The organism is Okeania sp. SIO2F4 (assembly GCF_010672385.1).
In the GTDB taxonomy this organism is placed as follows: Bacteria; Cyanobacteriota; Cyanobacteriia; order Cyanobacteriales; family Microcoleaceae; genus Trichodesmium.
In genome coordinates this window covers 1-1,649 of the sequence record NZ_JAAHGT010001353.1, presented here as the reverse complement: position 1 = coordinate 1,649, position 1,649 = coordinate 1, and the positions used below count along the sequence as shown (strand labels likewise).

The 1,649-nt window shown below is 33.4% G+C and carries 2 protein-coding genes and 1 pseudogene; 2 read left to right on the top strand and 1 reads right to left on the bottom strand.

The window, feature by feature from the left end:
- Both F6K22_RS40360 and F6K22_RS40355 read left to right on the top strand, forming a co-directional pair.
- A partial coding sequence (locus F6K22_RS40360) for an acyl carrier protein (protein WP_293110727.1) occupies positions 1-341 on the top strand: 341 nt, incomplete at its 5' end.
- On the top strand, positions 338-1,528 hold the full coding sequence (locus F6K22_RS40355; RefSeq protein ID WP_293110725.1) for a condensation domain-containing protein: 1,191 nt from the start codon (positions 338-340) through the stop codon (positions 1,526-1,528). The genes F6K22_RS40360 and F6K22_RS40355, both read left to right, overlap by 4 nt.
- Here the strand turns inward: F6K22_RS40355 and F6K22_RS40350 are convergent.
- Positions 1,528-1,649: pseudogene (locus tag F6K22_RS40350) on the bottom strand (Uma2 family endonuclease); the annotation flags it as partial. The gene F6K22_RS40355 and the pseudogene F6K22_RS40350 sit on opposite strands and share 1 nt — an antisense overlap.

Below are 1,649 nucleotides of genomic sequence, written 5' to 3'. Positions count from 1 at the left end.
TAGAACTTAAAGAATCCTCACCAGATGAGCAAAACAATATCTTACTAGATTACTTCAAAAGTAAAATGGGTGGTCTTTTGGGAATGACTGCTTCCCAAATAGATGTGGAACAACCTTTAACTACTATGGGGCTTGACTCTTTAATGGCTGTTGAGTTAAGGAATTTGGTGCAAAGGGAATTAGGCTTTGATATACCGATTGAAAAAATAATTGAAGGTATCAGTATTAGCCAGATAGTTAGTTTAGTAATTGAGCAACTTTTATTAGAACAAATTAGTTACTCAGATACTTCCCAGACAGAAGAAACCACTGATGAAGAAATGGAGGAAATTACTTTATGAATTTGACTCAAGTTTTGTCTGAAATATCTAGCAAAGGGATTAAATTATCAGCCGAAGGGGATGAATTAAAAATCCGCGCTCCCAAGGGGGCTTTAACACCAGAAATTCGTGATTTATTATCCAAAAACAAACTCGAATTATTGCAGTTACTTCAGCAGAAAAATAATAGCGTTAGTGCGACTTCTGTACCTTTAGAAGCTGTTCCCAGAGATAAAGATTTACCAGTTTCTTATCAACAGGAACGTCTCTGGACTGTAGAACAACTAATGTCAGATAGGGTAAGTCTTAATCTCTGTCAAGCACTAAGAATAACAGGTTTAATAGATATTGAAATTCTGCAAAAAAGCTGGAATGAAATTATTAGTCGTTATGAAGTTCTACGGACTAATTTCGCTTTTATTGAAGGATCATTAGTGCAGGTTGTTGCTCCTAGTTTAACTGCTAAAATTTCAGTATTAGATTATCTAGATTTAAGCAAAACTGAACAAGAGAGGGTGATTCAAGAGATTTTTGAAGAGGAGTCAGCACAATCTTTTGATTTGTCTCAAGGTCCACTATTCAGTACGAAGCTGCTAAGGTTTAGTGAACAAGAGGGAGTATTAGTATCAGTATTTCATCATATTATTAGTGATGGTTTATCAGTTAATTTTTTAGTTCACGAACACATACTTTTATATGATTCTTATATTAATAACAAACAATCTCCCTTAAAAGAATTAGATATTCAATATGGAGATTATGCTGTTTGGCAGCGAGAGTGGTTAAAAGGAGATGTATTAGAAAAGGGGTTAGATTATTGGAAGAAACAACTAACTGATGTTTCTACATTGTATCCTGTACCACCTGATACTTTTCAAGTATCTTCAGGTTTTGAAGGTATAAAGAAGAATTTTGTTATACCTGATAATATATTGCCTACAGTTCAAAAGGTAAGTAACCAATACAATGTTACTCCTGTAGTTATCTTTCTTTCGGTGTTTTATGTATTGATACTTCAATACTCTCTAAAAGATGATATTATTGTTGGTTTACCAGTTTCAGGAAGGGTACATCACAAGTTAGAATCTGCTATCGGTTTCTTTACTGAGACTATCCTTTTACGAGGCAAGATTGACGATAATTTAACATTCAAAGAATTATTGAATAAAGTTAAAGAAATTACTGTAGAAGCTTATGCAAATGTGTAAGGATCAAACCAGAAGTAGTCGGGTGTACGAAAAGTATCTTGATAGATTTTCTTTTTTAAACCTTTATCTGTATCAGCCGTTTTTTTCGAGAGAATTTCAACAATGACATTCGGATATTTTC

What these genes read in the sequence shown, in the direction of transcription:
- F6K22_RS40355 (WP_293110725.1), top strand. Translation starts at nt 338, where the DNA reads ATGAATTTGACTCAAGTTTTGTCTGAAATATCTAGCAAAGGGATTAAA.